The following is a 24,884-nucleotide window of genomic DNA, read 5'->3' on the forward strand; positions in this document are numbered from 1 at the left end:
CCTTCATGCAGACTCACGAATACGGCCAAGGGTTGTCGCGCTATTTGCTGTACCTGAGGCGGTTGCAACAACAGGGCAAATTGACCCGACCGCAGTTGCGCCAGGAACTGAGTACTCAACTTCACCAGGCCCTGATCGACAAGCCCGACCTGCTCGGGCTTTATGTCATTTTCGAACCCGACGCCCTCGACGGCGCCGACGCGAGTTTCGTCGATCAGGCCGCCGTGGGCAGCAACGAAACCGGACGCTTTTCCCTGTACTGGGTGCAAAGCAAACCCGGCGAGCTGCAGGCGGTGATCGGCGACGAAGCACTGCTCGCCAACACCTCGCCCGGCCCCAGCGGCGCGCCGTATAACGCCTTCTACACCTGCGCCCGTGATACCCGCCAGGCGTGCGTGCTGGAACCCTATTTCGACGAGGCCTCCGGCAGCCGCAAACTGGTGACCAGCATCGCGTTCCCGCTGATGGACAACGGCAAAGTCATCGCCGTGGTCGGCCTCGACATCAACCTCGCCGCCCTGCAACACAACAGCGAAGCCAGCGCCCGACAACTGTTCGACGGCCATGGCCAGATCAGCATCATCAGCCCGCGCGGGGTGATTTCCGCCAACAGCCAGGACGCCAGCCGCCTCGGCCTACCGCTGGAGAATGCCGAGGTCATGGACACCTTGCGCCAGGGCCAACCGAAGGTGTTCGTCGATCAGCAACAGATCAACGTCCTCGAACCGCTGGCCCCGATCGCTGGCGCGACACCGTGGGGTGTGCTGGTGGGCGTGCCGCAAGAGGTGCTGCTCGCACCCGTCACCACGCTGCAAAAAGAGCTCGATGCGCAAGATTTACAAAGCACCGCGCTGGAGTTGTTGTTGGGCGGTGGCTCGGCGCTGCTCGGTTTGCTGTTGATCTGGTACACCGCGTTCCGCATCACCCGGCCGCTGCAACTGCTGACGCGGGTCATGGAAGATATTTCACTGGGCGAAGGTGATTTGACCCGGCGTCTGGCCGTGCAATCGCGGGATGAAATCGGCCAGCTGGCGACGGCGTTCAATCGCTTCGTCGAGCGCATCCATCACTCGATTCGCGAAGTGTCTTCGGCGGCGCTCGGCGTCAACGAAGGCGCCAAGCGCGTGCTGCTGGCCTCGAACTCGTCGCTGAGCAACTTCGACGAACAATCGACCCGCACCCACAGCGTGGCCGCCGCGATCAACCAACTGGGCGCCGCCGCACAAGAGATCGCCAACAATGCCTCCGACGCGTCACAACAGGCGTCTGCCGCGCGGCAACAAGCCGAAGACGGGCGTCAGGTGGTGGAGCGCACGATCCAGGTGATGAACGAACTGTCCGGCAAAATCAGCACCTCATGCGTCAACATCGAAGTACTCAACAGCAAAACCGTGAACATCGGACAGATCCTCGAAGTAATCAAAGGCATCTCGCAGCAGACCAACCTGCTGGCACTCAACGCCGCCATCGAAGCCGCTCGCGCAGGTGAAGCCGGGCGTGGTTTTGCCGTGGTCGCCGATGAAGTGCGCAGCCTCGCCGGACGCACGCAAACCTCGGCGGCAGAGATTCAGCAGATGATCGAAGAACTGCAAATCGGCGCCCGCGAATCGGTGACCACCATGACCGAAAGCCAGCAGCACAGCGAAGAAAGTGTCAGCATCGCCAACCTGGCGGGCAAACGGCTGAGCAGCGTGACCCAGCGCATTGGCGAGATCGACAACGTCAACCAATCCGTGGCGGCGGCGACTGAGGAACAGACGTCGGTAGTTGAGGCGTTGAATGTCGACATCACCGAGATCAACACTTTGAATCAGCAAGGGGTGGAGAATTTGCAATCGACGTTGCGGGCGTGTACGGAGCTGGAGCGGCAGGCGGATCGGTTGAATCAGCTTGTTGGTAGTTTCCGGATCTGAGAGTGATGTTGCCTGCTACACCGGTTTCGCGAGCAGGCTCGCTCCCACATTAAATCGCGTCCGCCTGGACAACTCGGTCAACTGTGGGAGCGAGCCTGCTCGCGAAGAACGATGACGTGGTGCTTTAGTGGCTACTCGGGCAGTTCAACGTCAAGCCGTTGGCATATCCATCCTATAACCCGCCCCAGGCGCCCCTTCATGCATCGCCGCCTGAATGTCTGCATACAAGGCGTTCGCCTCAGCAGTAGTGATCGATCGTGAACAATCACGCAGCACCACACGCAAAAGCACATTCTCCTGGCCCGGCAGCATCCCGAGTCGCTCAATTGCCTGCGAAGGTAACTCCGAGTAATCCCAACGCCCCTTGACCTGCATCTCCTCGATCCAGTTAGAACTGTCACCCGCAGCCAGCAACATTCTCTCGGTCAACACCTCTTCGCTTAGCCCCGGTGTTACCGCCAACGAAATGTCACGAGCAATCGACGGCAAACGAGATACCGCAGTCCATGGATTCAGATCATGCATCTGCGCCTGCACTCGCGTGTTCTGATCGCGTAACAAGCGAATATCCGGGATGCCTTTGCGCAACATCGTCAGGCGATCCAGTCCCATCCCGAGAGCCAGTCCTCCGTGACACAGCGGGTCGATCTTCAAGCGTTCCAACAAAGACTTCGCAATACGGCCGCACTCCAGCACCTCGACCGGCGCGTTGTCATTCAACACATTCACTTCAATTCCACCCTCGGTGTAGTGATGCGGACTGTCGCTGTAGACCCACGCTTTTTCAGGAACGGCGGACTTGAGGATATCCCCGACCAGACGCAACAGATGCTCATGTGTAGCCAATTCCGGATCACCCAGCACCCAGATATCCATTTGATGCGGTTCGGCACAATGCCAACGATCCCGACTATCACGACGAAAAGTAATGCCCGGCGCAGCCAGCAAGATCGTTTGCCCAGTTTGCCGCACCTGAGCCGCTCGCTGGAGCGCTGACGGAATCTGGCTGGTGGTTTGTGTACGTAACAGTGAGCACTCATCGACCCATCGGGTGTGTTCACTCCCTAGCGTGACCTCTGCCGGGTCATAGCCGAGTAATCCGTAATTTTCCTCAGCGGACACAATCCGCGGCCCCGTCTGTAGTTGAGCCTGAGGCCAACCTTTTTCGGCAATTCCTTGGAGGATTTCAGTTAACAGGAGCCGGACGGCGTGGTCAGGATTGTTTGATTCGGTTAGATCAACCATTAATAGGGCTTGATGAACAGACATATCCGTCAGATATTTCTTTGATGCATGCACTATATAATCCTCTCTACAATTAAATATCGAGCTAAAAACGCCCATAAATAAACCTAACGACACAAGATCATTAATCACAACCAAAAAAAGTAATATTTCAGATTTTCAGAACAAGACTACAGACCGAACCTACATAAATAACCGCCTTGAACACCCCCGCATTCTTCATAGCCAAAATTATTCTAAAAAACCCAAAACAAACTATTTATCACATTAAAAAACTCTGTATTAATTAATCCACTCCCGAGCAACTGAGGGAGCAAAACCAAAAAAATGAAAAAGGATGATCAAATGAAAAATAAAAAAAACGTCAAAGAGAAGCTTAACCGGATCACTTCTGGCCCGGAGAATTTCGGGTGGGCGCCGTTAGCTTGGGCTCACACTGAAGAGTAAATAGCTATAATGCACGGCAAGCTTTCTTGCCGTGCATTAAAAAATCAGGAGGGTTTTATGTCACTAAAAAATATAACATCGACACTCTTCCACCATGAGAAACCATCAATCATCGCGGACTCAGAGGACTTCCTCAGAGAGTGTGCGTTCCTAGGATTCAACACGGCCAATATTTCTGGGCTACAGAAATTACCAAAAAACAGTATTGTGTTTTCTTTTAGCAATGACGCTGCAAAAAAAACGTTCGAACTGGCAAAAAACACAGAAAGCAAGAAAAGTGTTTTCTGCGCGACTCAAGTGTTCGAGCCCACCACAGCTATTGCACTCTATAGCTTGAAACTTTTGCTGAGCAGCAATTTTGAAGATGCATTGCACACACAGCGCACTGTGTTAAACATGCTAAATTCAAATGAGAAATTTGTCCTATCTGGTAACGACGCCGACGCGAAAGTCTCAATTTCTCCACACGCCGAACCTTACGCACTACTTGCTGAAGACGTGTCTTGTGATTTTGTTCAGTCCGTAGCAGAGTTTTTTGAAGTTCATTATGCACACATGAATCCACAAGAGCCCTGTCCGTTTTCTTTTACAGGAACATTAAAAATTGCGGGCATATTGACCGTACTTAGAAAGCCTAACCCGATACTACCAGAGGGTTTGAAAATCTCACTTAAATGGCTGAGCGATCGAATATCGAATGACGGAGCACTCTTATCTATTGAGGACAACACCATCACATCACTTCAAATAAAAAACGAGGAGCACATAAAGCTTCTGGATCTTGCAGCCGGTTTTCGTGGACTGAAATTGACGGAGTTCGCCATCGGGGTCAACGAGTCTATTGCTTCAAACATTGATTACAGTATCAACTCACAAATGAATGAAGGCATCAGCGGGATTCACTTAGCTATTGGTGATGGGTCCTCTGGTTATCACATTGACTTCCTAAGTCCTGCAGTGAGCGTATATCCCGATCATTAGTGGTTTTATTAACACACGGAGATTACAAATACCTGCTTTATATCCCCTATCGCGAAAACACCTACGATGCGTCGCCTCATACGTCGCCTTCCCGAGCAAACCCGCTCCCACAGTTGACCGAGTTGTTAAGGCGAACGCGGTCGAATGTGGGAGTGAGCCTGCTCGCGATGAACGATGACGCGGTGCTCTGGTGACTACTTCGGCACTTCGACGTTATCCATCATCCGGTTCACCGCCAGTTCCGCCTGCATGATGATCTGCTGGATGCCCAGCGCCGTATGCCGATGCGGTCCTTCCAGATAGGCCGCGAAGTCGGCGGTCATGACGCTGGCCGAGGCCAGTGATTCGCAGGTGTGTGCCAGCAGGTCTTCGTCTTTGATGTCCGGCGCGATCATGAACAGGGTGCTGGGTTTGCGGGCGACCGGGATTTTGAGGGCTGCGGGGTTGAGGTAGTGGTCGAGGGCGCGTTCGGCGGCTTCGTGGAGTTTTTTTGAATCGAGTGATTCGTAGGGGGATGCCGGATCTGTGTCTGGCGGATTTGGCGTTGCTTTGAACATATTTACCTTCTTCCTTATCGGGCAGCCACGCCTCGCTACTAATACGAGGGGTGGCGGCTGTACGCAGGTTAGTAGACCGGGGAAAGAAGGCAAAGCCGGCGCGCCCGAGGGCGCCCTGCGCACAACCACCATCAAGTACAGGCATGGAATACCTGTCTGACAGACGCTTGTGCAGCCTTCAAACCTCGGGCTACTAAACCCGATCACTGGGAATCAGTGACGGGGATCAAGTTACCGAGGGCGTCCAAAGGGCACAAGCCGGCGGATTCTGGCGTAGTCGTAGGCAATGGCGCAAGGCGTTGTAGCTTTCAGGAAGTAACGCTAAACACGTTTAAACAAGCACTCCGATCCCGCATGTGCGGCGCGGTTTCACCTTCTCCCTACCCCTCGAAAATCCTGCATGACTCTCCTGGGATCACGCTAAAAACCTGAGCACCACAAACCTGTGGCGAGGGAGCTTGCTCCCGCTGGACTGCGCAGCAGGCCCCTTCTTTTCTGGGTAAAAAGGGGATCGCTTCGCGACCCAGCGGGAGCAAGCTCCCTCGCCACAGATACCGCGTTCCGACACTTTCGAACGGTATCCCCCAAGACTGGCACAGACACACAAACACTTGGCAGCCACAGCAATTCTCCCGTTTTCACGGCGAGGCAGAATCGAATTGTAAAAATCTGCCCAAGCACCCGCGATCTGCGTGAACAACACTTCAGGGAGTTCCCCTAATGCGAACCAACAGGATCAACGTACAGTCAGCGCTAGGTCTGAGCCTGCTTGTACTCGGCTTGAACAGCGCCCGTGCGGACCTGCCGGCTGACACCATCGGCCAGACCGTCCTGGCCTTCCCGCCAGAAGCTCACCGTGCGTTCATCGTCGACGTCGAATTCGAAAGTTTTGTGATGGGCCGCGTCACCGTGGTCGACCCCGACAAAAAACGCGTGCTCGGCATGGTGCCGACCGGTTTTGCCGCGCCGTCGACCCTCAGCCACGACCAGAAAACCCTCTACAGCGCCGACATCTTTTACTCGCGCGGCACTCGTGGCACGCGCACCGATGTGTTGACCGCGTGGGACAGTTCGACCCTGTCGCCAGCCTGGGAACTGTTGATCCCCACCAAGCGCGCCGAATCCCTGACCCAGCGCTACGGCCTGAAGACCAGCGGCGATGACCGTTTCGTCTACGTCTACAACTTCACACCGTCGACCTCGGTGACCGTGGTCGACACCCAGGCCAAGGCCGTGGCCGCTGAACTGGCGATTCCGGGCTGCGTGCTCAACTACCCGGTCGGCAACCGCCGCTTCGCCTCGCTGTGCGGTGACGGCAGCTTGCAGGTGATCACGCTCAACGATCAGGGCCAGGAAACCGCGCGCAGCCGCACGCCGTTCTTCGACCCGAACGCGGAGAAGCTCAACGAGCGCGCAGTGAACGTCGGCGATACCTATTACTTCACCACCACCACGGGCACCGTTCGCCCGGTGGATTTCGCCGGCGACGCGCCGAAAATCCTGCCGTCGTGGTCGTTGACCACCGACGAGGAAAAGAAAGCCGGCTGGGCGCCGGGTGGCTGGCAGTTGATGGCCGTGGCGCCGAAGTTGAATCGTTTGTACGTGCTGATGCACGACGCCCACGAACCGATGAAGTGGGAAGACCCGAGCACGCTGATCTGGGCGTATGACCTCAAGACCCACAAGAAAGTCGCCACCCTGGAAGCACCGGTTCCGGTGTGGAGCATGCAGGCCACCGGCGACGACAAGCCGCTGTTGCTGGGAGCCGACGTTACTGGTGGTTTGCAGATCTTCGATCTCAAGACCAACACGCTCACCGGCAGCATGCCCAAAGTCGCGAAAACCGCGACTCAGGTCATGAGCTACTAAACGAGGTTCGGCCATGCACTTAGATCCGATCTTCATCATTGCCAGCGCCCTCGCCACGGCGGTGTTGCTGGCCAGCGCCGCGACGCACAAGGTGCGCGCGCCGGCACGCTTCGCCAAACAGTTGGCAGACTACCAATTGCTGCCGGACGCACTGGTGCGCCCCGTCGCCCGTGTGATCCCGGTTATAGAGCTGGTGATTGCGTTCGCGCTGCTGGTGCCAGCCAGCCGGTATTGGGCCGCGTTGGCAGCCGCCAGCCTGATCGCCCTGTACGCCGCCGCGATTGGCATCAACCTGTGGCGCGGCCGTCGCGACATCGACTGTGGCTGTGCCGGTCCGGACCAGGCGCAACCGCTGCGCCCGATGCTGCTGCTGCGCAACGGCGCACTGGTGGGCCTGGCGCTGCTGGCCAGCGTTTCGCCGGTCGCCCGCGACCTCGGTTTTTTCGACGGCTTCGTCACTGTCGCCGCCAGCGGCGTTGCGCTGCTGATCTACGCCGCAGCCGATGGCTTGCTGGCGAACTCCCCTCTTCTGCTCAAACTGATTGGTAGGTGATCAATGGAAGGCTTAATCGTTTCCAACGTTCTGCTCTGGGTACTGCTGGTGGCCGTGACTTTTGTCGTGATGGGCCTGGTGCGGCAGATTGGTGTGTTGCACGGCCGTCTCGCTCCCGCCGGGGCGCTGATGGTCGACAAGGGCGTGGCGGTCAATGAGGCCGCGCCGCAAGTCACGGCGTCCGACCGTCATGGTCGCCCGGTGAACTTCGGTTATGCCGGCGAAAAGAACCAGTTGCTGTTCTTCCTCTCGCCGACCTGCCCAATCTGCAAATCGCTGTTGCCGGCGATCAAATCCATCGCCAAAGAACAGGCCGGTCGCCTCGACGTGGTGTTCATCAGCGACGGCGACATGGACGCCCAGCAAGCGCTGATCCGCGAACACAAACTGGAAGACGCCACCTACGTGGTCGGCCCGGAGGTGGGCATGACCTACCAGATCGGCAAGCTGCCGTACGCCGCTCTGATCGACAAAACCGGCACCCTGCGCGCCAAAGGCCTGGTCAATTCCCGTGAGCACCTGGACAGCCTGTTCGAAGTCGAGCACCTGAAAAGCGCCACGCTGCAGCAATACCTCAACAGCCAGCCGCAGGCACACGACCACAGCCACGGCCATAGCCACTGATTAAGGCAGGGAGACTTTTATGAAACTGCTGGATCTGTTATTCGAGCGCTCGACCCGTCGAGTCGCCGACACCACCTCACGCCGTAAACTGCTGGCGCGCATGGGTTCCTTGATGGTCGCCGGTGCCGCCCTGCCGCTGCTGTTGCCGCTGGACCGCACCAGCAAGGCGCTGGCGGCGGACAACCCGAAGGCCGGCGATCCGGGTGATCCGAACACTTGCGACTACTGGCGCTACTGCTCCATCGACGGTTTCCTGTGCAGCTGCTGCGGAGGGTCGGTGACGTCCTGCCCGCCGGGCACCGAAGCCTCGCAAGTGACCTGGATCGGCACCTGCCGCAACCCGGCCGATGGCAAGGATTACATCATTTCCTACAACGATTGCTGCGGTAAGCAAAGCTGCGCCCAGTGCGCTTGCACCCGAAACGACAGTGAAGAACCGGCTTACCGCCCGTTCAACAACAACGATGTGAACTGGTGCCTGGCCGCCAAATCGCACATCTATCACTGCACCGTTTCGATCATCCGTGGCGTCGCCGTCTAACGCGCGTTGGCCGTCGGTTGCCCAGGCAATCGGCGGCTTTTTTTGGTGCCACAACGCGATCCCGTGTAGCCCCTGGTGAAACCTGTGGGAGCGGCGGCTACATAAAAGTGTGTTTCACCGTAGAGGTGCCATTGTCATGCGTAAGTTGCTACTCCTCGGTCTTGTCTGCGCCCTGAGCGCCCCGCTCGCCCATGCCCGAGCCATTCCCGATCCGGCGCAGCGCCATGCACCGGGTAACGAAGCGCTGCAAACCCCCATCGCTCAGGCGGGATATAGCGTCGGCGTCAACTACCAGCTGCAATGCGCCGGTTGCCACTTGGGCAATGGCATGGGCTCCGCCGCCAACGACACGCCGCGCATGACCGGGTTTGTCGGCAACTTCCTGAAAGTACCGGGCGGTCGTGAGTTTCTGGTGCGGGTGCCCGGCATGTCGCAGTCGGCGCTGAACAATGCGCAACTGGCGGACTTGCTCAACTGGTTGATCCGTGAAGACGGCCTGGCCGGCAAAAGCACACCGGCCAATTACCAACCGTACAGCGCAGAAGAAGTCGCGCATCTGCGCGAGAAAGCCATGCTCAACCTGCCGGGCACCCGCGCGGAATTGATCAAGGCCATGCGCGCACAAGGCATCGCGATTGAGGACGGCATGAGCAACTAGCCAGGTCCTCGAACCGTTTCGGATCTGACTTCTTGTCTCCCCGGTGAGCCAAGGGGCTATCCAGCACCCAATGCATTTTCTGAAAGGCTTTGCGCACGCGCGCGACCGCAGCGTCCCATTCATCCCCGAACGCCTTGCCCGAGCGGACCCGTTCCATGACCGCAGCCGTTGCGGCGGTCAGTTCCAGGCGGGCCTGGCGCAGGTCTTCGTTGAATTTCTCAATCGTCATCCATGCACTCTGAAAGCAGTCGCAGGCGTTCGCATGGCCGGGAGTCAGGTTTTTTTTCGGCCAATATTGAGGGTCGATGGGTCGCAGGTCATCGAGGTTCAACTAGAATTCTAAACTTCAGCAGGCAGGTTGCAGCCGCGCTCAAACAACAAAAAATAGTGCAAAACTAGGGGCATTCAACCTTGAAAATTTCAGTTCTCTGCGCTACCGGGAGCCTGTTGGTTTCGACTGCGACGTCTGCCACCGGGGTTATTCCTGTCCTCGACCTGGACTTCACACGACCGGCTGCCGATACCCTGAAAAAAATCGGCATCAATGACGCGTGTATTGTTGCCGCCTCCAACCCTGCAGCGTTTACCTACTGTCGTGAAGGGTCATCAACGCTCTGGAAATATCAGGCGCTGGATCTGGAACAACAGGCGTCGATCCTTAAAGGCGAACACCGGGCCGCCACGGATTACGGGCGAATCACGATCGTGGAAGTTGACAGCCCCGCTTGCGAGGAAGACACCCCTGCGCCTTTGATCAAGCCGGCTATCACTCACGGCTTGGCCCTGGGCGCGATCTTGCTGTTTTTGTTGATTGGCTTTCGATATGCCTACCGGGCAATCATGCCCCACCGCCCTGACCACGCAGTGCTTTCGGATTTGTCCTTGCAGCGATTGAACGGATACTTGCCGGCAAAGGCATTGGGAGCATTTGGTATCGCCGCTGCCGTGGCTTTGGTTTACTGCGTCTGGTGACAAAGGCTGAATCAGGCACAGAGCCACAGCGTTCTGGCAGACATCAAAAAGCAGGCATCCGCTGGCTGTAGCACAGTGCAGGTGTGCCAGCCATCTGCTTTCTCCAGGAACCCGTAAATGTTCAAACCCATGACGCTGCTAAACAGAAAACCGCTGGCCCGCCTCGCGCTGGCCATCACCTTGGGCACCCTGGGTTTGCCCTGCTGGATGACCAGCGCCCAGGCCCATGGCGAGGCCGCTGACATGCTGCCCTTGCAATCGACCCTCGAAGCATTCGGTGCCACGGTCAAATGGGACGACTACGCCGACCTGTTCGTGATTGCCAAGGACGGTGTCTACCTCAAGGTCAAACCCGGCAGCAAAGTCGCCGTGCTCAACGGCAAACGCATGGAGCTGTCGGTGCCGGTGGTGTTCAAGGACAAGACCGCGTTCATGGCCAAGGACTTCATCAACCAGGTGTTCCAGTCCGGCCTGGACAAGACCTTCGTTGTCGAGACCCGCCCCAACCCGCTCAACCCGTTGAGCGCGAATGAAATCGAGGCGGCGGTGGCTATCGTCAAGCAATCGGAGCACTACAAGCCCGGTTTTCGCTTCACCGAAGTTTCGGTCAACGAACCGCCGAAAGACCAGGTGTGGAATTTCGTCTACACCGGCCAGAACGTCACCCAGCCGCGCCAGGCCCGCATCGTGGTGCTCGACGGCAAGCAGGTGATCGAGGCGCTGGTCGATCTCGACAGCAAGACGCTCAATGCATGGAACCCCGTCGAAGGCGCCCACGGCATGGTGCTGCTGGACGACTTCGCCACCGTGCAATCGGCGGTTGAAGCGAGCCCCGAATACGCGCAGGCCCTGGCCAAGCGCGCTATCAGTGATGTGAAAAAGGTCGTGGCCACGCCGTTGACCGTCGGTTACTTCGACGGCAAAGACGGTCTGGCACAGGACAAGCGGCTGCTGAAAATCGTCAGTTACCTCAATACCGGCGACGGCAATTACTGGGCGCATCCGATCGAGGGGCTGGTGGCAATTGTCGATCTTGAGCAGAAAAAACTGATCAAGATCGAGGACGAAGCGCTGATCCCGGTGCCGATGAAACCCACGCCGTATGACGGGCGCGGACGCAATGCAACGCCGGTCAAGCCGCTGGAGATCATTGAGCCGGAGGGCAAAAACTACACCATCACCGGTAACAGCATTCATTGGCAGAACTGGGATTTCCATGTCCGCCTCGATTCGCGGGTCGGGCCGATCCTGTCCACGGTGACCTACGACGACAAGGGCAAGAAACGCAAAATCATGTACGAAGGCTCGCTCGGCGGGATGATCGTGCCGTATGGCGACCCGGACGTCGGCTGGTACTTCAAGGCTTACCTCGACTCGGGCGACTACGGCATGGGCACCTTGACCTCGCCAATCGCGCGCGGCAAAGACGCGCCGGACAATGCGGTGCTGCTGGACGCGACGATCGCCGATTACACCGGCACGCCGACATCGATCCCCCGCGCCATGGCGGTGTTCGAACGCTACGCCGGCCCGGAATACAAACACCAGGAAATGGGCCAACCGAATCTCAGCACCGAGCGTCGCGAACTGGTGGTGCGCTGGATCAGCACCGTCGGCAACTACGACTACATCTTCGATTGGGTCTTCCAGCAAAACGGCACCATCGGCATCGACGCCGGTGCCACCGGCATCGAAGCAGTCAAGGGCGTGAAATCCCGGACCATGCACGAGGCCACCGCCAAGGAAGACACGCGCTACGGCACGTTGCTGGACCACAACATCGTCGGCACCACGCACCAGCACATCTACAACTTCCGCCTCGACATGGACGTGGACGGTGAAAACAACTCACTGGTGGAAGTGAACCCGGTGGTGGCCCCGAACGACCGGGGCGGGCCGCGCACCAGCACCATGCAGACCGAACACAACGTGGTCGCCACGGAACAACTGGCCGCGCAGAAATTCGACCCGTCGACCGTGCGCCTGCTGACCAACTTCAGCAAGGAAAACAAAGTCGGCAACCCGGTGTCCTATCAACTGATTCCGTATGCCGGCGGCACGCACCCGATGGCCAAGGGCGCCAACTTCGGCAAGGACGAATGGCTTTATCACCGCCTGAGCTTCATGGACAAACAACTGTGGGTGACGCGCTACAACCCGCAGGAGAAATACCCGGAAGGGAAATACCCGAACCGCTCGGCCAAGGATTCGGGGCTGGGGCAGTTCACACAGGATAATCAGTCGATTGAAAACACTGACGATGTGGTGTGGTTGACCACCGGAACCACGCATGTCGCGCGGGCTGAAGAGTGGCCGATCATGCCGACCGAATGGGTGCATGTGCTGCTCAAGCCGTGGAATTTCTTCGATGAAACGCCGACGCTGAACCTCAACGTCCCGAGATAAACACACAAATCCCCTGTGGGAGCGGGCTTGCTCAGACGGAAGCTCACGCATGTTTTTTGCGGTACTCACCCGGCGCTATGCCGAACCGGGTCTTGAACGCCGTGGAAAAATGGCTCGAATCGGAAAAGCCCCACGAATAACCCAACACTGACAGCTTCTGCTCGGTGCCCGACTGGCGCAGGGATTCGGCACACAAATCCAGGCGCCGATTCTTGATGTAGCGCGCGACCACCAGGCCCTTCTTCGCGAAGATCCGATAGAGGCCGCGCACCGACATCCCCACTTCCCGTGCCAGCCATTCAGGGCAGAGTTCTTCCGAGCGAATGTGCGCGTCGATGCACTCCAGGGTTTTGCGGAAGACTCGCTCATGCACATCACTGCACTCGTCGGTCTGGCTGATGGCCGGACGCAGCAGGCTGACAATCGCCTCCAGGGTCGCCTCGCTTTCTTGCAGGCTGAGGTTGTCCTGGCGTGTGGCGTCGAGGATCAGGCGGTGCGACAGCATCGCCAACGGCGACGTCGCGGCGATCCGGTGCCCGCACTTGACCTGATTGAAACGCAAGGTTTGCTCCACCAGGTGCGACGGCAGGATCAACGACAATTGCCGGGAGTTTTCACTGTAGGTGAAGTCACTGGGGCGCGAGGCGTCGATCAGCGTGATGTCCCCGGCCGACAGCAGGACCTTGTTGTCGCCTTGGGCCATGCCGGCGGTGCCGTCGAGCTGGAACACGGCAAAAAATTTGCCGCCCTCGCCCGCCGCGACTATCGCCGGCGTGCGGTACAGGCGCGCCTGGCAGGCGTCGACAAAACTGAGCTTGAGGGCGCCGCTCTGGTGTTCGCGGATTTGCCCGGAGAACCCGGTGCCCAGGGTTTGCGCGTCGAAGGCGCCGCAGATCTGGTTGATCTGATGGATCCACTGATCAAATCCATCACGGCGCTGTGCAATTGAAGAAATCATGTCAGGCCTCACGCAGGCTTATTTTTATTATCTACGCCAATCCACAGGTTCTCCTGAACAGCCACGCTCCTTGAACGCGACGGGTTATTTCAGCCCGCCAAACCGTCGATAAAAACTCTCGCCCACGTCCGGCAACGGGCCGTCGGCGGTTTCCAGCGCACTGTTCAGCCATTCCTCGGCCTTGGCGTAGATCAACCGGTAAATGTTGCGGCACAACTGGCGAGCGGCACGGCCTTCCCAGTCGCCGGGCAACAACTCGTCCGGCAATTGCGGGTCGCGCAACAGCAGTTTGCGGTACTCATGAATAAGCAGAACCCGTGCCAGGAAACAATCGGACGGCTGCAGGTTCTCCTGCTCGCGAAGCGTTTGCCAGAGCGGTCGGAACAGTTGGATGAACTCGCTGTAATGGGTCGCCAGTTCTTCGATGTTCCAGCTCTCGCGCACCTGCAACCGCAGGGCCTTGGAGGCCAGTACGTCTTGCGCGGTGGTCTCGAAGACGATGGTGTCTTCCTGGGCGCCGAGGTCGAGCAAGGTCGCATTGAGGTCGGCACGGTCGCTGCGTGGGCAGGCCAGCACCGCCGGCGAGATCGCACCAAAACCTTGCCACTCCAGTTCTTCGCGCACTTGTTTGCGCTTGTCCTGGGTCAGTTGCGTCAGCATCACCAGGCTCCAGGAACCGTCCCAAGCCGGCACGGTGGAGCTGTAGACCCGCTTGAAAGCCTTGTCGAACCGCCGGCGACCGGTACCGGTCAGGCTGTAATAGCTGCGGCGTCCGACTTTCTCGGCGGTCAGCCAGCCTTCTTTGGTCAGGCGGAAAATCGAGGTACGGATCAATCGTTCGTTGATGCCGATGGGCTCGAGCAACTGAATCAGACTGCCCAGCCACACCGTACCGCCATGGGGTTCGATGGCATCGCCATATAACGTGATGATCAGGGAGCTGGCGCGGATCGGCGTCTGTTCCTGGAATCGGGTGATCAAGTGGTTCAAGGGTGTCAGGGACGACATGGGCGTACCGGGTTGAAAAAAGAAAAGGAATATACCGAAAGCGTGCCTGTTAAGCCCAATCAGCGTTCATGAGGCGCTGCCCTTGGGTCGCAACCCGCTGTCGCTGATGCGCGGGCGGCCGGGCTCAGGTTCGCTCAGCGGTTCGCAGACCTGCATCTGTTCAAGGCAACGCTTGGCCAGTTGTTGATATTCGCGAGTGCCCGCCTGTTTCCAAGACACTTCTTCATCATTGAGGCTGCGCTTGACGCTGGCCGGCGCGCCCATCACCAGGGACTGCTCGGGGCACTCGAATCCGGCTTTGACGAACGCGGCCGCCGAAACGAATGAGCGAGCACCTATGCGCGCGTTGTCCATCACGACCGCATTCATCCCCACCAGCGCATCGGCGCCGACACGGCAACCGTGCAGCACCGCGCCGTGACCGATGTGGCCGTTGCGTTCAACCACGGTGTCGCTGTCCGGAAAGCCGTGCATCACGCAGGTGTCCTGCAGGTTGGCGCCCTCTTCCAGCACGATCCGCCCGAAGTCCCCGCGCAAACTCGCCAGCGGGCCGACGTAGCAATGGGGGCCAATGATCACGTCGCCGATCAGCACGGCGGACGGATGAACATAAGCCGTGGGATCGACCACCGGGGTCAAGCCATCGAGGCTGTAGCACGTCATGGGACCTTCCCTCTATAGGGCATTCACAAAGCGATGCCGATACAGGGTCATTTTGTATCACATCGGTTTTGTTAGCACAAAGCACAAAAAACGTATCACTTATGAATCCCGCCGAGCGCGTCTCTTTCAGACGACTAGAACCCGCCATAGAACCCAATGAAATCGACATAAAAAGCGCCTTACAAGGCCAGTCACGGTCAAAGCCTTAAAACCAAACAACCACAAATAAGACACATTAAATCAATTTTACTATTGTATTTGCGTATCACGTTGTAGGTATACTCGGGCAAAACCGGCCCACTGCGCCGATCCAATAATGAGCCGGCATCACAGCCGAGCGTGCACCGTGAGGGCATCCGCCATGCCTCTAACCCTTGCTGTCGAAATCATCGAACCGGGCGTTCGCCTGATTACCTTGCAGCGCCCGCAAGCGCTGAACGCCCTGACCACCCAATTGCTCGGTGAACTGGCGGATGAACTGGACGCCGCGCAAGCCGATTCCGCCACCCGCGTCGTAGTCTTGACCGGCAACCGCAAAGCCTTCGCGGCCGGCGCCGACATCAAGGAAATGGCCGAGCGCAATCTGGTCGGCATTCTCGACGACCCGCGCCAGGCGTCGTGGCAGGCCATCACCCGTTTCAGCAAACCGCTGATCGCCGCCGTCAACGGCTTCGCCCTCGGTGGTGGCTGCGAATTGGCGATGCACGCCGACATCATCATCGCCGGTGAAGACGCCCGCTTCGGCCAGCCGGAAATCAACCTCGGGATCATGCCCGGCGCCGGTGGCACCCAACGTTTGCTGCGCGCCGTCGGCAAGTCCATGGCCATGCAAATGGTCCTGACCGGCGAGCCGATTGACGCCCGCCAGGCCCAGCGCGCCGGCCTAGTCAGCGAAGTGACCCAACCGGAATTCACCGTCGAACGCGCCCTGCACCTCGCCCGCAGCATTGCCGGCAAAGCGCCGTTGGCGGTGCGCCTGGCCAAGGAATCACTGCTCAAGGCGATGGACACCGACCTGGCCAGCGGCCTGCGTTTCGAGCGTCATGCCTTCACCGTGCTGGCCGGGACGCGCGATCGCGATGAAGGCATTCAAGCCTTTCAGGAAAAGCGCACGCCGACCTTCACCGGGCAATAACCCGGCATAGCCATTGAATTCGAACGACCTCTCAGAGAGCGCCATGACCATGAACTTCGAACACATCCTGTTTTCCATCGAGGCCGGCGTCGCCCTGCTCAGCCTCAATCGCCCGGACCAGCTCAACAGCTTCAACGCGCAGATGCATGGCGAAGTGAAGGAAGCGCTGAAACAGGTCCGGCAGAACCCGGACGTGCGCGTCTTGCTGCTGACCGGCGAAGGTCGTGGCTTCTGCGCCGGGCAAGACCTCAGCGACCGCAATGTTGCGCCGGGCAGCGCGGTGCCGGATCTGGGCGAATCGATCGAGAAGTTCTACAACCCGCTGATCCGCCAGTTGCGCGACCTGCCGCTGCCGGTGATCTGCGCGGTCAACGGCGTCGCCGCCGGAGCCGGCGCCAATATCCCGCTGGCCTGCGACCTGGTGCTGGCGGCACGTTCGGCGAGCTTCATTCAGGCTTTCTGCAAAATCGGCTTGATCCCCGACTCCGGCGGCACCTGGACCTTGCCGCGTCTGGTCGGCATGGCGCGCGCCAAGGCGCTGGCCTTGCTCGGTAATCGCCTGACCGCCGAACAAGCCGAGCAATGGGGCTTGATCTACCGCGTGGTGGACGACGCCGAATTGCGCAATGAAGCCCTGACGCTCGCGCGCCATCTGGCCACTCAACCGACCTACGGCCTGGCGCTGATCAAGCGCAGCCTGAATGCCAGCCTGAGTAATACCTTCGACGAACAGCTTGAGTTAGAGAAGGACCTGCAACGCCTGGCCGGGCGCAGCGAGGATTACCGTGAAGGCGTCAGCGCCTTCATGGAAAAACGCAGCCCAAGCTTCAAGGGGCGCTGAGTCATGACGGCATTGAATTCCAACGCGCGCATCGCGGTGATCGGCGCCGGAGCCATGGGCGCCGGCATCGCGCAGGTCGCCGCGCAGGCCGGCCATCCGGTGCTGTTGCTGGACAATCGTCCGGGTGCTGCCGCGCAAGCCATCGACGGCATTGACCGCCAACTGGGCAAGCGCGTCGAGAAAGGCAAGCTTTCACCTGAGGCGCGGGCGGCGACCATCGCCCGCCTGCAGGCAGTGGAAGCCATAGAGGCACTGGCCGATTGCGCGCTGATCATCGAAGCCATCGTCGAGAACCTTGAGGTCAAGCGCGCCCTCTTCCGTCAGTTGGAAGGCATCTGCGGAGAGCGCTGCATCCTGGCCAGCAACACTTCCTCGCTGTCGATCACCAGCATCGCCGCGCAACTGGACCATCCGCAACGTTTGCTCGGCCTGCACTTCTTCAACCCGGCGCCGGTCATGGCGTTGGTGGAAATCGTCTCCGGCCTGGCCAGCGATCCGGCATTGGCCGAATGCCTGTACGACACCGCCAAAGCCTGGGGCAAAAAACCGGTGCACACCCGCTCAACACCAGGCTTTATCGTCAACCGTGTCGCCCGCCCGTTCTACGCCGAAAGCCTGCGCCTGCTACAGGAAGACGCGGCCGATTGCCCGACGCTGGATGCGCTGATGCGCGAGGCCGGTGGCTTTGCCATGGGCGCGTTCGAACTGACCGACTTGATCGGGCATGACGTCAACTATGCCGTGACTTGTTCGGTGTTCGACGCCTATTACGGCGACACCCGCTTCCTGCCGTCGCTGATCCAGAAAGAACTGGTGGACGCCGGGCGTCTGGGCCGTAAAAGTGGCCATGGCTTCTATCGCTACGCCGAAGGTGCCGAGCGTCCACAGCCGACGTCTATCAGCAGCGAACATGCCGTTGGAACCTGCGTTATAGAAGGCGATCTCGGTATTGCCCATGCGTTGATCCCGCGCCTGCGTGAACACAACATCGAAATCGTTCAGCGCGACGGCCAAGGCGTGCTGCGGGTCGGCGACGCGCTGCTGGCGTTGAGCGACGGGCGCTTGGCCTGTCAACGGGCCAGGGAAGATGGCCTGCGCAATCTGATCCTGCTGGACCTGGCATTCGACTACGGCAAGGCCAGCCGCATAGCCATCAGCTACGCGACAGACATCGACCCCGGCGCCCTCGATCACGGCGTCGCCTTACTGCAACAGGCCGGATTCACCGTCAGCGCGCTCAGTGACAGCCCGGCCCTCGCGGTGCTGCGTACGGTGGCAATGCTCGCCAACGAAGCCGCCGACGCCGTGCTGCAAGGCGTGGCCTCGGCCGCCGACGTCGACCTGGCGATGCGCGCCGGGGTCAATTACCCGCAAGGCCCGCTCGCCTGGGCCGATGCCATCGGCCTTTCGCACATCCTCAACGTGCTGGAAAACCTGCAAGCCAGTTATGGCGAAGAACGTTATCGACCGTCGCTGCTATTGCGCCGCAAGGTCGCTGAAGGGAGAAATTTTCATGACCAACCATGAAGCCATGAACCTGGCCAGCGACTGCGCGCAAGCGCTGTTCAAGCGTGACACCGCCAGCCAGTCAATGGGCATGCGCCTGCTCTCCGTCGCGCCAGGTTGCTCGCGCGTTGGCATGAGCGTGCGCGCCGACATGATCCAGGGCCACGGCACGTGCCACGGCGGCTACCTGTTCGCCCTCGCCGACTCGGCGTTTGCCCTGGCTTGCAACAGCTACAACGAAGCCACCGTGGCCATCGGTTGCAGCATCGATTACATCGCCCCGGCACGCTTGGGCGACACCTTGAATGCCGACTGCACCGAGCAAAGCCGCTCCGGTCGTACCGGCAACTACGACGTTCGCATCGAAAACCAACTGGGCCAGCTCATCGCGCTGTTCCATGGCAAATCCTACAAAGTGCGCGGCACTGTGCTGACGCAGGAGAATCCGAATGAATGACGCCTTGATCATCGACGCGGTGCGGACCCCGATCGGCCGCTATGCCGGCGCCTTGAGCAGCGTGCGCGCCGACGACCTCGGCGCGATGCCGTTGCGCGAATTGCTGCGCCGTCACCCGCAGGTCGACTGGAATACCGTGGATGATGTGATCTACGGCTGCGCCAATCAGGCCGGCGAAGACAACCGCAATGTCGCGCGCATGTCGGCGTTGCTGGCCGGGTTGCCGGTCAGTGTGCCCGGCACCACGCTCAACCGTTTGTGCGGTTCCGGGCTGGACGCGATTGGCACGGCAGCGCGGGCGATCCGCTGTGGCGAGGCCGGGTTGATGCTGGTCGGTGGCGTCGAATCGATGTCCCGCGCGCCCTTGGTGATGGGCAAGGCCGAGCAAGCGTTTTCCCGTGACGCGCAGGTGTACGACACCACCATCGGTTGGCGTTTCGTCAATCCGCTGATGAAAAAAATCTACGGCATCGACTCCATGCCGGAGACCGCCGAGAACGTCGCCGAGCAGTTCAACATTTCCCGCGCCGACCAGGACGCCTTTGCCCTGCGCAGCCAGCAGCGCGCCGGCGCGGCCCAGGCCAGCGGGCGCCTGGCCCGGGAAATCGTCGCGGTAGAAATCCCCCAACGCAAAGGCCCGGCCAAAGTCGTCGAGCATGATGAACACCCGCGTGGCGACACCACCCTTGAGCAATTGCAGAAACTCGGCACGCCGTTTCGCGAAGGCGGCAGCGTCACCGCCGGCAATGCGTCCGGGGTCAATGACGGGGCTTGCGCACTCTTGCTCGCCAGCCCGGAAGTTGCCAAACGCCACGGCCTGAAAGCGCGCGGCAGGGTCGTGGCGATGGCCACCGCCGGGGTCGAACCACGGATCATGGGCATCGGCCCGGTGCCGGCAACGCGCAAGGTGCTGGAACTGGCCAACCTGAGCCTCGCCGACATGGACGTGATCGAACTCAACGAAGCCTTTGCCGCACAAGGTCTGGCCGTGCTGCGTGAGCTGGGCCTGGGCGACAGCGATCCGCGGGTCAACCCGAACGGCGGCGCGATTGCCCTCGGCCATCCGCTGGGCATGAGTGGCGCACGACTGGTGACCACCGCCCTGCATGAACTGGAAGAACGTCACGGCCGCTACGCCTTGTGCACCATGTGCATCGGCGTCGGCCAGGGCATCGCGCTGATCATCGAGCGCCTGTCCGTCTAAAGAACCGCGATTCCCAAGGAGCTGAGAGGTATCCTTGGGGCATGCACTCAAAGCCCTTGTGTAGAAGGGCCGAAACACAAAAATAATTCGAGTGAAGTCATGAACATGCCAATTGCCAAAGCCGTGCTTGATCCTGTGCTGGACCCGATCGAAACCGCCAGCATCGACGAACTGCGTCAACACCAGCTGGATCGCCTGCGCTGGAGCCTGAACCACGCCTACAACAATGTGCCGCTGTATCGCCAACGCTTCGATGCGCTGGGCGTACACCCGGACGACATCAAGTGCCTGGAAGACCTGGCGAAGTTTCCGTTCACCACCAAGACTGACCTGCGCGACAACTATCCGTACGGCATGTTCGCCGTGCCGATGCATGACATCGTGCGCCTGCACGCCTCCAGCGGCACCACCGGCAAACCGACGGTCGTGGGATACACGCAGAACGACATCGACACCTGGGCCAACGTCGTCGCGCGCTCAATCCGCGCGGCGGGCGGCCGGCGTGGCGACAAGGTGCATATTTCCTACGGCTACGGCCTGTTCACCGGTGGCCTCGGCGCGCATTACGGCGCCGAACGCCTAGGCTGCACGGTGATTCCGATGTCGGGCGGGCAGACCGAGAAACAGGTGCAGCTGATCAAGGATTTCCAGCCGGACATCATCATGGTCACGCCGTCGTACATGCTCAACATCGCCGATGAAATCGAGCGCCAGGGCATCGACCCGCACAAACTGGCCCTGCGCCTGGGCATCTTCGGCGCCGAGCCGTGGACTGCCGAACTGCGCAGCGCCATCGAGAACCGTTTGGGCATTACTGCGCTGGATATTTATGGGCTCTCGGAAATCATGGGGCCGGGCGTGGCGATGGAATGCGCGGAAACCAAGGACGGGCCGACGATCTGGGAGGACCACTTCTATCCGGAAATCATTGACCCGGTCACCGGTGAAGTGCTGCCAGATGGGCAGATGGGCGAGTTGGTGTTTACCTCGCTGAGCAAGGAAGCGCTGCCGATGATCCGTTATCGCACCCGCGACTTGACGCGTTTACTGCCGGGGACTGCGCGGCCGATGCGGCGGATCGACAAGATCACCGGGCGCAGTGATGACATGTTGATCATTCGCGGGGTTAACGTGTTTCCGACGCAGATAGAGGAGCAGGTGCTGAAGATCAAACAGCTGTCGGAGTGTTATGAGATTCATCTGTACCGCAACGGGAATCTGGACAGTGTGGATGTGCATGTCGAGCTCAAGGCTGAGCATCGGCATTTGGGGGATGACCAGCAGAAGGCGGTTTGTGCCGAGTTGAGTCGGCATATCAAGACGTATATCGGGATCAGTTCGCGGATTGTTTTGCAGCCGATGCATTCGATCAAGCGGTCTGAGGGCAAGGCTTGTCATGTGATGGACAAGCGCCCTAAAGGATGACTGCTGCACCCTTTGAGCCCCGCTTTTGCGGGGCTTTTTTTTGACTGCCGCGCCCCCCTTCCTTGTGGGAGCGAGCCTGCTCGCGAAGGGCCGTGTCAGTCGCTATCAATGGCGGATGCAACTCCGCTTTCGTCGAAACAACGCCCGGAACGCTCCGCGCTCCGCTGTCGATGCAAGGCTTGATTCCGTGTTGGAACAATCAAGCCTGGCAGGTCGTTCAGAGATTGCGCGATAGCGCCCTGCGCACACTGTCCCTATTCAGTTCAGGGGTTTCAGTCTCGGCAGGGGTTTGCGCGGGTGCAGGACTTTCGAGCTGAAAAGAGAGTTCAACCTGGACGGGGCTTTCAACTTGAACAGGGCTGGGCGCCTTAACATGACTGGCGACCAGAGTGTCCAGCTTCTCGATGTAGGCGTTCAGGTCGCTGACCAGCAGCTTCTTGCGCTGGCCCCCTTGATACAACGCGTAACAAAGATAACCCCCCGCCGCCAGGAGGCCGAGCCCGGCGGTGGCAATACCGGCGACACACAATCCCGACACGACCAGCACGGTCTTCCAGTTGAAGGGCGTCAGCTCCAGCTCGGTATTGAGCACGCTGGCGTCACGCAGGATCCAGCGCTTGGACGCCGCGTGGTTCAGCAGGATGGTGTGCAGGGGCGAACCGTCCTTTTTCAAGGCACTGATGAGCGAGATTTGCTGGCCCGTGCGCAACGGAATGTCCACGCCGCGCAGCTTCACATCGTGCTCGACGCCGTCCGGGGTCTTGACCCAGAACTCATGATTGATGATCGACACCGAACTGACCCGCACCGGCGTGAGATCCCCATCCTTGCCGTTCACATGAACGCCGCCCGTGGTGGTCACGCGGGTCTCGCTGAGTTTTTCACTGCCCACCACTTCACCGTTCAAGACAGTGAACACAACGGTTTTATCGGCATGGTTGAACGTGAGCATTTCGATTCCTTTTTAGGCCCACGTCGATCGACGTTCAGGAGAAAGATCCGTGTGCCGCGGATGCTACTAAGTAGCCATTACGCTGTCCAGAATTCGCACCGCGTGTGACGCGGAGCGTGGGAACGATCAACGGCAACGGCAACGGCAACGGCAACGGCAACGGCAACGGCAAGATCAACATCTTCGCGAGCAGCCCCCCCCACAAAAAGCAGATCGACGCACAACTTTGCTCCTCACCACTCATCAGGCCGAGCGTTAGCTCGCCTTCCGCTTTTGATCTTGATCCACCGCCCCCTCGAGAGGCCGAGCGCAGGTTCTGCGCAGTGGGCAACCCGGCATGGATGCCGGGTTAGCCGCCCCCGGCCATGGATGGCCGATGGCGGCGGGCCCACGGAGCAGGACCGGAGCGAGGGCATGCCGAGCCACAGCGAGGCACCGAACGTCAGGGGCAAAAGCGCTTGGTTACTTGGCGCTTTTCCAAGTGACCCGCCGTAAGGGCGGAACCACAAGCCGCCGTTACCGAGCAAACGGATATACACCCAAACCCACCACTCATCCCAAAGCGATACAAAAACACATACGACACGTTATTTTATGTTTGATAATAATTTCTGTATCGCTTATAAAGTTCTCCATGCCTTCGAACAGATTCATGGCGGGAGACGAAAAATGTACGCACAGCTAGTAGAAACAGGCGTAAAGCGCATAAAAGATCTGTCGGAAATGTCCGAACAGGAACGCGCCTTCCAGGAAAAAATCGATTCAGAAATCAAGATCGAAGCAAAGAACTGGATGCCTGATGCCTATCGCCAGACGCTCATCCGGCAGATCTCCCAGCACGCCCACTCCGAAATTGTCGGCATGCTGCCCGAAGGCAACTGGGTCACCCGCGCGCCCTCGCTCAAACGCAAACTGCAATTGATGGCGAAAATCCAGGACGAAGCCGGCCACGGCCTGTACCTCTACAGCGCCATGGAAACCCTCGGCGCCGACCGCGATGAAGAAATCGCCAAGCTGCACAGCGGCAAAGCCAAATACTCAAGCATCTTCAATTACCCGACGCTGAACTGGGCCGACATGGGCGCAGTGGGCTGGCTGGTGGACGGCGCCGCAATCGTCAATCAGGTGGTGTTGCAGCGCACCTCTTATGGCCCCTACTCCCGGGCCATGGTGCGGATCTGCAAGGAAGAAAGTTTCCACCAGCGCCAGGGCTACGAAATCCTCCTGACCATGATGCGCCACGGCAATCAGGCGCAAAAAGACATGGTCCAGGACGCGATCAACCGCCTGTGGTGGCCGTCGTTGATGATGTTCGGCCCAAGCGACGAACACTCCCCCAACAGCGCCCAATCCATGGCCTGGAAAATCAAGCGTCAAAGCAACGACGAACTGCGCCAGCGCTTCATCGACCAGACCATCCCGCAGCTGGAACTGTTGGGCTGCACCTGCCCCGATCCGGACCTGAAGTGGAACGCCGAACGCGGCCACTACGACTTCGGCGACATCCAGTGGAGCGAGTTCTACGAAGTGCTCAAGGGAAACGGCCCGTGCAACCAGGAACGCGTCGCCACCCGCCGCAAAGCCATTGAAGACGGCGCCTGGGTCCGCGAAGCCGCGGTTGCCCACGCGCGTAAAAAACAGAACAAGAACGCCGCCTGATCGGCCACCTGATGTGGAGTCACTGAAATGTCTGAATGGACCCTTTTTGAAGTTTTCGTGCGCAGCAAGCACGGCCTCAACCACAAGCATGTCGGCAGTGTGCATGCCGCCGACACCACCATGGCCATCGAAAACGCACGCGAGCTCTACACCCGTCGCAGTGAAGGCGTGAGCCTGTGGGTGGTGCCCTCGGCGCTGATTACCGCCTCGTCGCCGGATGAAAAAGACCCGCTGTTCGACCCGGCGGACGACAAGGTCTATCGCCACGCCAGCTTTTACGAGTTGCCGGCCGAAGTCGGGCACATGTGAG

The 24,884-nt window shown here is 59.5% G+C and carries 24 protein-coding genes and 1 pseudogene; 18 read left to right on the forward strand and 7 right to left on the reverse strand.

The genetic code is table 11. From position 1 onward, the window contains the following. Positions 1-5: 5 nt before the first annotated feature. Together DJ564_RS32900 and DJ564_RS32905 are read left to right on the forward strand one after the other, a co-directional pair. Positions 6-512, forward strand: a pseudogene (locus DJ564_RS32900) (cache domain-containing protein); the annotation flags it as partial. Between the two features lie 147 nt (positions 513-659). After that, positions 660-1,913: a methyl-accepting chemotaxis protein gene (locus tag DJ564_RS32905; RefSeq protein WP_371922088.1), complete on the forward strand. Its 1,254-nt coding sequence runs from the start codon at positions 660-662 to the stop codon at positions 1,911-1,913. A 150-nt stretch (positions 1,914-2,063) separates the two neighbouring features. Here DJ564_RS32905 and DJ564_RS22115 read toward each other — a convergent pair whose 3' ends face one another. Further along, positions 2,064-3,212 carry a hypothetical protein gene (locus tag DJ564_RS22115; RefSeq protein ID WP_109636162.1) on the reverse strand — a complete coding sequence of 383 codons (1,149 nt, stop codon included), beginning with the start codon at positions 3,210-3,212 and terminating at the stop codon, positions 2,064-2,066. 450 nt (positions 3,213-3,662) lie between these two features. Here DJ564_RS22115 and DJ564_RS22120 point away from each other — a divergent pair, with 450 nt between their 5' ends. Next, entirely contained in the window at positions 3,663-4,586 is a 924-nt protein-coding gene (locus DJ564_RS22120) for a hypothetical protein (protein WP_109633312.1), read from the forward strand. A gap of 194 nt (positions 4,587-4,780) precedes the next feature. On the opposite strand, the gene DJ564_RS22125 is transcribed toward DJ564_RS22120, so the two are convergent. Further along, on the reverse strand, positions 4,781-5,143 hold the full coding sequence (locus DJ564_RS22125) for a DUF6124 family protein (protein ID WP_109633314.1): 363 nt from the start codon (positions 5,141-5,143) through the stop codon (positions 4,781-4,783). 720 nt (positions 5,144-5,863) lie between these two features. On the opposite strand from DJ564_RS22125, the gene DJ564_RS22130 reads away from it, so the two are divergent. The 5 genes from DJ564_RS22130 (at position 5,864) to DJ564_RS22150 (ending at position 9,388) form a co-directional block, all read left to right on the forward strand. Next, positions 5,864-7,012 (forward strand): amine dehydrogenase large subunit, encoded by a 1,149-nt coding sequence (locus DJ564_RS22130; RefSeq protein ID WP_109633316.1) that lies wholly within the window; start codon positions 5,864-5,866, stop codon positions 7,010-7,012. Positions 7,013-7,025: 13 nt separating this feature from the next. Next, positions 7,026-7,565 (forward strand): MauE/DoxX family redox-associated membrane protein, encoded by a 540-nt coding sequence (locus DJ564_RS22135; RefSeq protein WP_109633318.1) that lies wholly within the window; start codon positions 7,026-7,028, stop codon positions 7,563-7,565. 3 nt (positions 7,566-7,568) lie between these two features. Next, positions 7,569-8,189 carry a methylamine dehydrogenase accessory protein MauD gene (mauD, locus tag DJ564_RS22140; RefSeq protein WP_109633320.1) on the forward strand — a complete coding sequence of 207 codons (621 nt, stop codon included), beginning with the start codon at positions 7,569-7,571 and terminating at the stop codon, positions 8,187-8,189. Between the two features lie 19 nt (positions 8,190-8,208). After that, the gene (locus DJ564_RS22145; RefSeq protein WP_109633321.1) at positions 8,209-8,730 is read left to right on the forward strand and encodes a methylamine dehydrogenase light chain; all 522 of its coding nucleotides are present in this window, start codon (positions 8,209-8,211) and stop codon (positions 8,728-8,730) included. Positions 8,731-8,866: 136 nt separating this feature from the next. After that, entirely contained in the window at positions 8,867-9,388 is a 522-nt protein-coding gene (locus DJ564_RS22150; RefSeq protein ID WP_109633323.1) for a cytochrome C, read from the forward strand. Here the strand turns inward: DJ564_RS22150 and DJ564_RS32090 are convergent. Then, positions 9,336-9,719: a hypothetical protein gene (locus DJ564_RS32090; RefSeq protein WP_162556231.1), complete on the reverse strand. Its 384-nt coding sequence runs from the start codon at positions 9,717-9,719 to the stop codon at positions 9,336-9,338. The genes DJ564_RS22150 and DJ564_RS32090 overlap by 53 nt on opposite strands. An 80-nt stretch (positions 9,720-9,799) precedes the next feature. Here DJ564_RS32090 and DJ564_RS22160 point away from each other — a divergent pair, with 80 nt between their 5' ends. After that, a complete protein-coding gene (locus DJ564_RS22160) occupies positions 9,800-10,360 on the forward strand; it encodes a hypothetical protein (RefSeq protein ID WP_109633326.1) in 561 nt (186 codons plus the stop codon). Between the two features lie 117 nt (positions 10,361-10,477). Continuing rightward, positions 10,478-12,766, forward strand: a complete 2,289-nt coding sequence (tynA, locus tag DJ564_RS22165; protein WP_109633328.1) for a primary-amine oxidase — start codon at positions 10,478-10,480, stop codon at positions 12,764-12,766. A 43-nt stretch (positions 12,767-12,809) separates the two neighbouring features. On the opposite strand, the gene feaR is transcribed toward tynA, so the two are convergent. From feaR to paaY, 3 genes are all read right to left on the reverse strand, one after another. Then, positions 12,810-13,724 carry a transcriptional regulator FeaR gene (gene feaR / locus DJ564_RS22170; RefSeq protein ID WP_109633330.1) on the reverse strand — a complete coding sequence of 305 codons (915 nt, stop codon included), beginning with the start codon at positions 13,722-13,724 and terminating at the stop codon, positions 12,810-12,812. Between the two features lie 84 nt (positions 13,725-13,808). Beyond that, complete coding sequence (gene paaX / locus DJ564_RS22175) at positions 13,809-14,732, reverse strand: phenylacetic acid degradation operon negative regulatory protein PaaX (RefSeq protein ID WP_109633331.1); 924 nt, start codon at positions 14,730-14,732, stop codon at positions 13,809-13,811. A gap of 66 nt (positions 14,733-14,798) precedes the next feature. Continuing rightward, positions 14,799-15,395, reverse strand: coding sequence for a phenylacetic acid degradation protein PaaY (gene paaY, locus DJ564_RS22180; protein WP_109633333.1), 597 nt, complete (start codon positions 15,393-15,395; stop codon positions 14,799-14,801). Positions 15,396-15,756: 361 nt separating this feature from the next. On the opposite strand from paaY, the gene paaF reads away from it, so the two are divergent. The 6 genes from paaF to paaK all read left to right on the forward strand — a co-directional run bounded on the left by paaF (position 15,757) and on the right by paaK (position 21,963). Beyond that, complete coding sequence (gene paaF, locus DJ564_RS22185; protein WP_109633335.1) at positions 15,757-16,530, forward strand: 2,3-dehydroadipyl-CoA hydratase PaaF; 774 nt, start codon at positions 15,757-15,759, stop codon at positions 16,528-16,530. A gap of 49 nt (positions 16,531-16,579) precedes the next feature. Further along, complete coding sequence (gene paaG / locus DJ564_RS22190) at positions 16,580-17,371, forward strand: 2-(1,2-epoxy-1,2-dihydrophenyl)acetyl-CoA isomerase PaaG (protein WP_109636164.1); 792 nt, start codon at positions 16,580-16,582, stop codon at positions 17,369-17,371. A gap of 3 nt (positions 17,372-17,374) precedes the next feature. Beyond that, entirely contained in the window at positions 17,375-18,898 is a 1,524-nt protein-coding gene (gene paaH, locus DJ564_RS22195) for a 3-hydroxyacyl-CoA dehydrogenase PaaH (RefSeq protein ID WP_109633337.1), read from the forward strand. Next, the gene (gene paaI / locus DJ564_RS22200; RefSeq protein WP_109633339.1) at positions 18,885-19,334 is read left to right on the forward strand and encodes a hydroxyphenylacetyl-CoA thioesterase PaaI; all 450 of its coding nucleotides are present in this window, start codon (positions 18,885-18,887) and stop codon (positions 19,332-19,334) included. Before paaH ends, paaI begins: the two co-directional genes overlap by 14 nt. Next, positions 19,327-20,538, forward strand: a complete 1,212-nt coding sequence (gene pcaF, locus DJ564_RS22205) for a 3-oxoadipyl-CoA thiolase (protein ID WP_109633341.1) — start codon at positions 19,327-19,329, stop codon at positions 20,536-20,538. Before paaI ends, pcaF begins: the two co-directional genes overlap by 8 nt. 99 nt (positions 20,539-20,637) lie before the next feature. Further along, entirely contained in the window at positions 20,638-21,963 is a 1,326-nt protein-coding gene (paaK, locus tag DJ564_RS22210; protein ID WP_109633343.1) for a phenylacetate--CoA ligase PaaK, read from the forward strand. 217 nt (positions 21,964-22,180) lie between these two features. Here the strand turns inward: paaK and DJ564_RS22215 are convergent, their stop codons facing one another. After that, the gene (locus DJ564_RS22215; RefSeq protein ID WP_109633345.1) at positions 22,181-22,915 is read right to left on the reverse strand and encodes a hypothetical protein; all 735 of its coding nucleotides are present in this window, start codon (positions 22,913-22,915) and stop codon (positions 22,181-22,183) included. 669 nt (positions 22,916-23,584) lie between these two features. Here DJ564_RS22215 and paaA point away from each other — a divergent pair. Both paaA and paaB read left to right on the forward strand, forming a co-directional pair. Beyond that, positions 23,585-24,574: a 1,2-phenylacetyl-CoA epoxidase subunit PaaA gene (paaA, locus tag DJ564_RS22225; RefSeq protein ID WP_109633349.1), complete on the forward strand. Its 990-nt coding sequence runs from the start codon at positions 23,585-23,587 to the stop codon at positions 24,572-24,574. A 27-nt stretch (positions 24,575-24,601) separates the two neighbouring features. Further along, the gene (gene paaB, locus DJ564_RS22230) at positions 24,602-24,883 is read left to right on the forward strand and encodes a 1,2-phenylacetyl-CoA epoxidase subunit PaaB (protein ID WP_003208899.1); all 282 of its coding nucleotides are present in this window, start codon (positions 24,602-24,604) and stop codon (positions 24,881-24,883) included. The last annotated feature ends 1 nt before the right edge of the window (position 24,884 follow it).

Source organism: Pseudomonas sp. 31-12 (genome assembly GCF_003151075.1).
Taxonomy (GTDB): Bacteria; Pseudomonadota; Gammaproteobacteria; order Pseudomonadales; family Pseudomonadaceae; genus Aquipseudomonas.

What these genes read in the sequence shown, in the direction of transcription:
- DJ564_RS22130 (WP_109633316.1), top strand. Translation starts at nt 5,864, where the DNA reads ATGCGAACCAACAGGATCAACGTACAGTCAGCGCTAGGTCTGAGCCTG.
- tynA (WP_109633328.1), top strand. Translation starts at nt 10,478, where the DNA reads ATGTTCAAACCCATGACGCTGCTAAACAGAAAACCGCTGGCCCGCCTC.
- DJ564_RS22125 (WP_109633314.1), bottom strand. Translation starts at nt 5,143, where the DNA reads ATGTTCAAAGCAACGCCAAATCCGCCAGACACAGATCCGGCATCCCCC.
- pcaF (WP_109633341.1), top strand. Translation starts at nt 19,327, where the DNA reads ATGAATGACGCCTTGATCATCGACGCGGTGCGGACCCCGATCGGCCGC.
- paaG (WP_109636164.1), top strand. Translation starts at nt 16,580, where the DNA reads ATGAACTTCGAACACATCCTGTTTTCCATCGAGGCCGGCGTCGCCCTG.
- DJ564_RS22145 (WP_109633321.1), top strand. Translation starts at nt 8,209, where the DNA reads ATGAAACTGCTGGATCTGTTATTCGAGCGCTCGACCCGTCGAGTCGCC.
- DJ564_RS22150 (WP_109633323.1), top strand. Translation starts at nt 8,867, where the DNA reads ATGCGTAAGTTGCTACTCCTCGGTCTTGTCTGCGCCCTGAGCGCCCCG.
- paaY (WP_109633333.1), bottom strand. Translation starts at nt 15,395, where the DNA reads ATGACGTGCTACAGCCTCGATGGCTTGACCCCGGTGGTCGATCCCACG.
- paaH (WP_109633337.1), top strand. Translation starts at nt 17,375, where the DNA reads ATGACGGCATTGAATTCCAACGCGCGCATCGCGGTGATCGGCGCCGGA.
- DJ564_RS32905 (WP_371922088.1), top strand. Translation starts at nt 660, where the DNA reads ATGGACACCTTGCGCCAGGGCCAACCGAAGGTGTTCGTCGATCAGCAA.
- paaA (WP_109633349.1), top strand. Translation starts at nt 23,585, where the DNA reads ATGTACGCACAGCTAGTAGAAACAGGCGTAAAGCGCATAAAAGATCTG.
- paaB (WP_003208899.1), top strand. Translation starts at nt 24,602, where the DNA reads ATGTCTGAATGGACCCTTTTTGAAGTTTTCGTGCGCAGCAAGCACGGC.
- DJ564_RS22215 (WP_109633345.1), bottom strand. Translation starts at nt 22,915, where the DNA reads ATGCTCACGTTCAACCATGCCGATAAAACCGTTGTGTTCACTGTCTTG.
- paaK (WP_109633343.1), top strand. Translation starts at nt 20,638, where the DNA reads ATGAACATGCCAATTGCCAAAGCCGTGCTTGATCCTGTGCTGGACCCG.
- DJ564_RS22120 (WP_109633312.1), top strand. Translation starts at nt 3,663, where the DNA reads ATGTCACTAAAAAATATAACATCGACACTCTTCCACCATGAGAAACCA.
- paaX (WP_109633331.1), bottom strand. Translation starts at nt 14,732, where the DNA reads ATGTCGTCCCTGACACCCTTGAACCACTTGATCACCCGATTCCAGGAA.
- paaF (WP_109633335.1), top strand. Translation starts at nt 15,757, where the DNA reads ATGCCTCTAACCCTTGCTGTCGAAATCATCGAACCGGGCGTTCGCCTG.
- feaR (WP_109633330.1), bottom strand. Translation starts at nt 13,724, where the DNA reads ATGATTTCTTCAATTGCACAGCGCCGTGATGGATTTGATCAGTGGATC.
- DJ564_RS22135 (WP_109633318.1), top strand. Translation starts at nt 7,026, where the DNA reads ATGCACTTAGATCCGATCTTCATCATTGCCAGCGCCCTCGCCACGGCG.
- paaI (WP_109633339.1), top strand. Translation starts at nt 18,885, where the DNA reads ATGACCAACCATGAAGCCATGAACCTGGCCAGCGACTGCGCGCAAGCG.
- mauD (WP_109633320.1), top strand. Translation starts at nt 7,569, where the DNA reads ATGGAAGGCTTAATCGTTTCCAACGTTCTGCTCTGGGTACTGCTGGTG.